This window comes from Roseiarcus sp. (assembly GCF_052145395.1).
Lineage (GTDB): Bacteria > Pseudomonadota > Alphaproteobacteria > Rhizobiales > Beijerinckiaceae > Roseiarcus.
Genome location: NZ_JBKQOT010000847.1, coordinates 1 through 6,655, shown reverse-complemented (window position 1 = coordinate 6,655; position 6,655 = coordinate 1). Strand labels below are relative to the sequence as shown.

The following is a 6,655-nucleotide window of genomic DNA, read 5'->3' as shown; positions in this document are numbered from 1 at the left end:
GATCGGCGACGACGCCAGGAGCCCGGTCGAGGGGCTCGTCCACCGCTATCCCGACCGGGTGCTGATCAAGCTCGTTTCGGTCTGCGCCGTCTATTGCCGGTTCTGCTTCCGCCGCGAGCGCGTCGGGCCAGGATCGGGTCGGCTCAGCGCCGAGGCGTTCGCCGCGGCGCTGGACTACGTTCGCGCGCGCCCGGCGATCTGGGAGGTGATCCTCACCGGCGGCGACCCGCTGACCCTGTCGCCGCGCCAAATCGCCGAGGCGTCGGCCGCCATCGCCGCCATCGATCACGTCAAAACCTTGCGCTGGCACACGCGCCTTCCGGTCGCGGCGCCGGAGCGCATCACGCCCGTGCTGGCGCGCGCGCTCGCAGTCGACGACAGGACGGTTGTCCTCGCCGTCCACGCCAATCACCCCCGCGAGCTGACCGCGGCGGCCCGCACGGCGTGCCGCCGTCTCACCGCCTCAGGAATCCTGCTCGTCAGCCAGACGGTCCTCTTGAGAGGGATCAACGACGACGTCGAGGTTCTCGACGCGTTGATGCGCGCCTTCGTCGAGGCGCGCATCAAGCCCTACTACCTGCATCACGGCGATCTCGCGCCAGGCACGGCGCACTGGCGCACGCCGATCGAGGAGGGGCAGGCGCTGATGCGGGCGCTGCGTGGCCGGCTCTCCGGCCTCGCCCTGCCGACCTACGTGCTCGACATCCCCGGCGGCCACGGCAAGGTCCCGATCGGGCCAGAGTCGATCCGGCCGGACGGAAATGGCGCCTACTGGGTGATCGACCGGACCGGAACCAGGCGGCCCTACCGCGACCGCCTCGGCGAGTGATCAAGCATGAGCGGTCGCTCAGGTCCGCACCCGCTGCATGGCCGGCGCGGGACTGTGCGCCGAGCCTAGCCTTTCGGGGGCGAGGATGGCGTAGCTCAGCACATAGGCGGTCACGGCCACCATCAGTGTGGTCACGATCAGGGTCATGACGAATCTGAACATGGTCTCCGGGTTTGCGCGTTTGACGCTGTCCGCGTGCTCCTCGATTCCGGTCATGGCTAGGTTCCCATTTGAGCCTTCCGGCTGCGGGGCGGACCCCGGCGCGCCGTTTTGCCCAAGCTATCGCCACACGGAACCGCTCGCCGTGACCGCAGTCACACGTTGCGCGTGACGCCCATCACAGGGCCCGCGTCTCGGGAGGCCTTCCGTAACCGGGAGTGCTCAGCCGAAGCCGACCCCCGCGCCGCCCGGCTTGAGGCGGATCAGGCGGGAATCCTCGACCGCCGCCTGACGGTGCTTCACCGCCTGGCGGTAGACCGGGTCGCGGATCATCGAAACGAAGGCGGCGACGCTCGGATATTCGGCGATGAAGCAGAGATCCCACCGTTCGTCCTGCGGTCCGATCAGCATGAGCTCGAACTTGCCGCGCCACACGATCTTGCCGCCGAGACCGGCGAACACCGGCTCGCTCTCGCGGCCGTAGGCCGCATAGGCCTCGGCGCCGGTCGCCGTTCGCCCGTCCGGATAGGCCGCCCGCTCGCGCAGTCGCACCAGGTTCAGCATGTGGATTGGGCCGGGGCGGTCGTCGGCGCGAAAGGCCGCGAAGGTTTCCTTGGTCGGATCGATGAAGCCGGTCATGCTGGGCGCTCCCTGAACTCCACGAGCTTATCGATCTTCCGCGCCGGGGAAAGGGCCGCCAGCCGCCTCAGTTCGTGCAGGGCAGATCCGGCTCCGGCGTCCTGCCGGGAAAGACGCCGTTCTGCTGGGCCTGAGCGTACCGGCCCTCGCAGTTGTAACTGCTGATGTTCTGGCTGGCGGCGGCCGTATCGACCTGACTCGGGTCAACATGCGAAAGCACGTCCTGCAGGCTCGCGACCGTGGCGTCGCACCTCTGCTGGAGCTGCTGGCATGTCGCGAGCCCGGTCGCGTTGGCGGCGACAGGAACTGAGACAAGGGCGAGCGAGGCGACAATGGCGCGCCGGGCATTGTGATGAGCGAACATTGGCGAATGTCTCCTGCCTTACTTGATGAGGCGCGTGACCGAGGCCGCGCTGTTGTTGACCTGCAGCGGACAGGTCGACCAGCCGAACTGGTAGGTCGTGGCGGTCGCGCCGCTGACGGTGAAGTCGCCGCCGGTCGCGTCGTCGACGCCGGCCAGCGTCGCCCCGAGCGCGCCGCCAGGAACGCCGCAGGCGCCGGCGTTGGTCGCGGTAATCCACAGGTCCGCCATCGCCAGATCCTGGTACGACAGCGTGATGTTGTAGACCGGCGTGTTGATGTAGATCGCATTGTCGACGAAATAGAAATTCGTCGTGTCGCTGACATACTGGGTGACCGTGAGCGACCCGTTGGTGACCGCCTGGTTCAAGAGGGTGCGCGTGCCCTTGACCGCCGGATAGGTGACCCCGTCGATCGTGACCTGACCGAACCAGGCGGTGGCCGCATTATAGGTGATGGGCCCGTATTCGTACGGCACCGAGGGCAGCGCCGCGGTGGTCGAGATGACGTGGCTGCCGAGCAGGATCGTCACGGTCTGCAGCGAGTCCATCGCGAAATAGGTATTGTAGACGCAGGACGCGTTGATCTCGATCCCTGAGTCGCTGAGGACGTTGATCCAGGTCGTCTGCCCCGGCTGAGTGCAGGCGAGATAGTAGTCGTTGTTGTCGAAGCCGTAGACGTGCGGGTCGCCGCCGATGACGCCGTAGCCGGAATAATGCGTCGCGCCGACGTTCGACTTCGAACTCTCGCCGACCACCGCCTGCGCCGTCGCCGACGCGTCGGCGGTCATGCCGCTATAGCCGAGCAGCGCGCCGAAGTTGCTTGGCGCCGTGCCCTGGTAGGCGACCGTGGTCGTGACGGTGGAATTATAGCTTGACGCCGTGACGGTCGGCGTCCCGCTGGCGCCAGGCGGCGCGTTGGCGGCAAAAAAACCGTTGGCGACCTGCTGGGCGTATTGCTCGACGGTCTTCCCGTTCGCGCCGTTCGGATTCTGGGCGATCGCCTCGGTCGCAGCGAGCGAGGCCGCGTCGGCGGCGGCCTGGACGCGCGTCTTGAACCGCGAGGCGTTCGAGTAGTCGATGGCGACCGCGATCGCGAGCAGCACCACCGGGAGCGAAAGCGCGAACATGACGGCTGACGCGCCGCCCTCGTTCCGGGCAAAGCCGCCCGCCCCTCCGCGCCGGGCGGCGCGGTCACCTGCCGCAAGCCTCATGACGACCTCCAAAGATCGCAAAAATGCGAACCCGACCGGAGGCTAGGGGGCGCGGTTTTCCAGATCCTTGCTGAAATCTTCGACGATCGGTTGCAAGGCGTTCATCAAATTGTCTTGACGGCCCAAAGGTCGTGTCCCGCGATCGACTGGACCAGCGATGCGCTCGAATTCGGACCGCGACCGCAGATTTGTCGTTCGTGCGGAAAGTCGATCGCATCGGGCGCCGCAGGCCCGTCCAGGTCGAGAAGCGAGCGGCTTCTTTGCGAACGCTGCGTCATCGGCCGCAGCGGCGCGGCGGCCGGACCTTGCGGCGCGTCACCGCTCGACTTGGCGACCCCTGCCCGCGCCGCGGGCGATCGCCCTCTTGCTTGGAGACGAGTCTGCGCTCGCCGGACAGACGATCGTCCGGGTTGGTTGAGGACACGCTAACGCCAAGGAACGAGCGCCGCCGGTCTGGCGGCCAACCGGCCGCCCGACAGGTTCGCCGCGGTCAGCGATAATCGTTCTCGGCCTCGCCCGCCTTCGGCGGCTTGGCGTAGTAGGTGTTGAGGATCGTCATGCGCGGCTCGGAATTGTCGAGCGAGATCGTCTCGCGGCCGTGCCAGCTGGTGTGGAGCAGGCTGTGGGCCGGGTGGATGACGACGAAGGCGAAGCCGGTGTTGGGGACGAAAGCCGCCGTCTTCACCTTGACGAGACCGTAGGACTTCCAGTGGAAAACGCCCATCGGGGACACCTTGAAGACCGTCGTGCCGAGCTCGGGGCGGCTGTCGTCCTCGGGCATGTAGATGAGAACGGTCAGCACTTTCCGGCGGGTGTCGGGATGCGGCTTGATCGCATAGCCGTCGAAATCCGCATACAGCACGGGCTGTGGGAACATCGGCACCGGCCAGGCCTCGCCGCTCCCCTTCGCGCGGATGCGCAGGCCGCTTTCCAGTTTTTGCCGGAAGGCGTCCTGGATCTCCTGCGAAGAGAGCGCGTCCGAGACCGCGCGCCACAGCGCCGTACGCTCCGGATCGCCCGCCTCCACCCGCTTGTCCCACAGCGTATACTGCTTGCGCGTGCGGGCGCCGTTGAGATCGACGTAGCGGTCGAGGTCGGGCCAGCTCCTGAGCAGTTTTCGGTACACGTCGTCGGCGAAGAACCCCGGGAAGCTCAGGTGCGGAAACGGCTTCTCGGTCACTGTCCCGGCGAGGATCGAGCGAACGCCGTGACTGACGAGCGAGTCGTATAGCGTTTCGGTAGCGACAGCCTCTGCGATCATGTTTTCAAACGCCTCACGCGCGCCCTCAAGCCTCGTTTCGAGGCGGGAAACTATACGGTTCCGTGGCGCGCTCCAAGCCTTTCGCGCTTGACGGCGCGCGGGCGCTATCACAGTTGGCGCGCGACGAATTGCACGATCTGCGTCATGACCTTGTCGGACGCCTCGCCGAGCGAGGCGACCACCGAGGCGGCGCCGGTCGACGAGGCCGGCGCCCGGGCGGAGAAGATCGCCACGTCCACGATCCGGCCGCTGGTCAGCGCCACGATCTTGGCGACGACTTCGACGTGGGCCTCCGAAGTCGTCGCGTCGAACTCGAAGGCGCGAAGGTCGAGATCGAGCGCGTAGTTGGCGGACGCGGCGCCATTGTCGATCGACCGAGCCAGGCCGGCGTTCTGGAACGATTCGATCAGCCGGTCGCGGAAGAGCGACGAGAGCTGCTGCGGCCATCGACCGCCCGGCAGCAGCGCGAGTTCCAGGCCGTTGCGCACGAGAATGCGGTCGCTGTCGAGATCGAGCGTGGCGATCGGCTGGTCGATGCGGATCTGGGCGCTGAATGGGCGCGCGGCCGGAGGATGCGCCGCCGTCAGGTCGAAGACCGTTGAAGGCGCGCCTGCGCAGGCTGCAAGCGCCAGCGCCAGCGCCGCGGCCACAGCAATCCGCTCCACCGTCCGAGCCCTTGCCCCCGCCTCCTTCATCAGTTCCCGCCGCGATATTCCGGCAGCGAGGGCTTCGCGCCGAAGATGAGCTGGCTCGGATTGCGCTCGAACGAGCGCGCCAGCCGGTCGATGTCGTCGAGCACCCGCTGCCCTTGAATGGCCAGCGCCTCGTACTGCCTCAAGCCCGAGCCGCTGAAGCGGGTGAGCCCGACCGAGATCTCCTTGACCCGCGCGTCGACGTCGTCGGCGAGCTTCTTGACCGATTGCGCGGCGTCGCCGACCTGACCGAGCGCGCTCTTGGTCCCCGGCGAGCCGAGGAAGCTCTGGGCGCTCGCCATCAACCCGTCGAGCTTGTCGGCTGAGTCGTTGAGCTTCGCCGTGATCTCGGCGGCGTTCTTGAGCGTCGCGTCGATGTTGCCGCGGTTCTGCCGGACGGTGTTGGCGACGTCGACCGCCGAGTTGACGACCTCGGCGACCTTGTCGGGGTCGACCGCCTTGGCGATGGCGTCGATGTCGGTGATCGCCGAGTCGAGCTTGGCGGAAGATTGGTTGAGCTTCTTGACGAAGTCGGCCCCGTCGCGCAGCACGGCCTCGGTATTGCCCGAGCTGTTGGCGAGCGCCCTGGAGAATGTCTGGGCGTTGCCGATGACCTCGTTCACCTTCGCCGCGTCGATCGACTTGATCAGCGTATCGGCGTCCTGCGACAGGGCCTGCGCCTTGCTGGCGAGCGGCCCGATCGTTTTGCCGAGGTCGGCGATGCTGGCCAGCGCCTCGTCGACCCGCCCGGCATTGTGGGCGAGCGCCATCGAGAACTGCTGAGCGTTCTCGACCGTCTGGTGGATGCCCGCGGCGTTGTCGACCAACAGCTTGTTGGCGAGGTCGAGCACGTAGCCGGCTTTGGTCTGCAGATCGGCGAGCGTCGCGGTCGGCAGAGACGGAATGACCGGCGGATTCCCGGTCAGCTCCGCCGCGCCCTTCATCTCGCCGCCTTTCAGCGCGACCACGCCCGTGCCCGTCAGCCCCGTCGTCTCGAGTTGCGCCTTGGTGTCGGCGTTGATCGGCGCGCTCGCGTTGGTCACATCGATGTCGGCGATCACCTGGCCCGGGTTATCCTTCACGAAGCTGAGATTCGTGACCTCGCCGACCTTGAGGCCGTTGAACAGCACATTGCTGCCGACCGACAGGCCGGAGACCGAGCCGTTGAAGACGACCTGGTAGTGCCGATGCGTGCCGCTCGTTCCGTATCCGGCGATCCACATGACGAACGCGAACGCGCCGAGAATCGCCGCCAGGGTGAAGGCGCCGATCATCACGAAATTGGCTCGCGTCTCCATCTCGTGTCTCGCGCATTACGCTGGGTGAGGAGCAGGAGACGACGCGGTCCTCGCCCCAGCCCGCACAACGCCCCGTTTGCCGTGGAAGTAGGCTTTGAGCCATGGGTCGTCGGATTGCAAGAGTTTTTCTATTTTTCCGACCGCCGACACCTTGCCGTGGCCGAGCGCCGCGACGCGGTTGCAGATGGCGAACAGGCTGTCGAG

8 protein-coding genes and 1 pseudogene are annotated in these 6,655 nt (G+C 67.0%); 1 reads left to right on the top strand and 8 read right to left on the bottom strand.

Annotated features, from left to right (window positions below; all coding sequences use genetic code 11):
- Positions 1 to 829 (top strand): lysine-2,3-aminomutase-like protein (locus ACLP25_RS29550; RefSeq protein WP_442472660.1); only part of this gene is annotated, 829 nt, incomplete at its 5' end.
- 18 nt (positions 830 to 847) lie between these two features.
- On the opposite strand, the gene ACLP25_RS29545 is transcribed toward ACLP25_RS29550, so the two are convergent.
- From ACLP25_RS29545 to ACLP25_RS29510, 8 genes and pseudogenes are all read right to left on the bottom strand, one after another.
- A complete protein-coding gene (locus ACLP25_RS29545; RefSeq protein ID WP_442472659.1) occupies positions 848 to 1,045 on the bottom strand; it encodes a hypothetical protein in 198 nt (65 codons plus the stop codon).
- Between the two features lie 165 nt (positions 1,046 to 1,210).
- Positions 1,211 to 1,627, bottom strand: coding sequence for a DUF1330 domain-containing protein (locus tag ACLP25_RS29540; protein WP_442472658.1), 417 nt, complete (start codon positions 1,625 to 1,627; stop codon positions 1,211 to 1,213).
- 67 nt (positions 1,628 to 1,694) lie between these two features.
- Complete coding sequence (locus ACLP25_RS29535; protein ID WP_442472657.1) at positions 1,695 to 1,991, bottom strand: hypothetical protein; 297 nt, start codon at positions 1,989 to 1,991, stop codon at positions 1,695 to 1,697.
- An 18-nt stretch (positions 1,992 to 2,009) separates the two neighbouring features.
- Positions 2,010 to 3,200 carry a TadE/TadG family type IV pilus assembly protein gene (locus ACLP25_RS29530; protein WP_442472656.1) on the bottom strand — a complete coding sequence of 397 codons (1,191 nt, stop codon included), beginning with the start codon at positions 3,198 to 3,200 and terminating at the stop codon, positions 2,010 to 2,012.
- A gap of 490 nt (positions 3,201 to 3,690) precedes the next feature.
- Entirely contained in the window at positions 3,691 to 4,461 is a 771-nt protein-coding gene (locus ACLP25_RS29525; RefSeq protein ID WP_442472655.1) for a hypothetical protein, read from the bottom strand.
- 107 nt (positions 4,462 to 4,568) lie between these two features.
- Positions 4,569 to 5,126, bottom strand: coding sequence for an ABC-type transport auxiliary lipoprotein family protein (locus tag ACLP25_RS29520; protein WP_442472654.1), 558 nt, complete (start codon positions 5,124 to 5,126; stop codon positions 4,569 to 4,571).
- A gap of 29 nt (positions 5,127 to 5,155) precedes the next feature.
- Complete coding sequence (locus tag ACLP25_RS29515; protein ID WP_442472653.1) at positions 5,156 to 6,451, bottom strand: MlaD family protein; 1,296 nt, start codon at positions 6,449 to 6,451, stop codon at positions 5,156 to 5,158.
- 15 nt (positions 6,452 to 6,466) lie between these two features.
- Positions 6,467 to 6,655 (bottom strand): annotated as a pseudogene (locus ACLP25_RS29510) (ABC transporter ATP-binding protein); the annotation flags it as partial.

Bases quoted from the DNA above. Each gene is read 5' to 3' on its own strand.
- ACLP25_RS29525 (WP_442472655.1), bottom strand. From the start codon at position 4,461: ATGATCGCAGAGGCTGTCGCTACCGAAACGCTATACGACTCGCTCGTC.
- ACLP25_RS29515 (WP_442472653.1), bottom strand. From the start codon at position 6,451: ATGGAGACGCGAGCCAATTTCGTGATGATCGGCGCCTTCACCCTGGCG.
- ACLP25_RS29545 (WP_442472659.1), bottom strand. From the start codon at position 1,045: ATGACCGGAATCGAGGAGCACGCGGACAGCGTCAAACGCGCAAACCCG.
- ACLP25_RS29530 (WP_442472656.1), bottom strand. From the start codon at position 3,200: ATGAGGCTTGCGGCAGGTGACCGCGCCGCCCGGCGCGGAGGGGCGGGC.
- ACLP25_RS29540 (WP_442472658.1), bottom strand. From the start codon at position 1,627: ATGACCGGCTTCATCGATCCGACCAAGGAAACCTTCGCGGCCTTTCGC.
- ACLP25_RS29535 (WP_442472657.1), bottom strand. From the start codon at position 1,991: ATGTTCGCTCATCACAATGCCCGGCGCGCCATTGTCGCCTCGCTCGCC.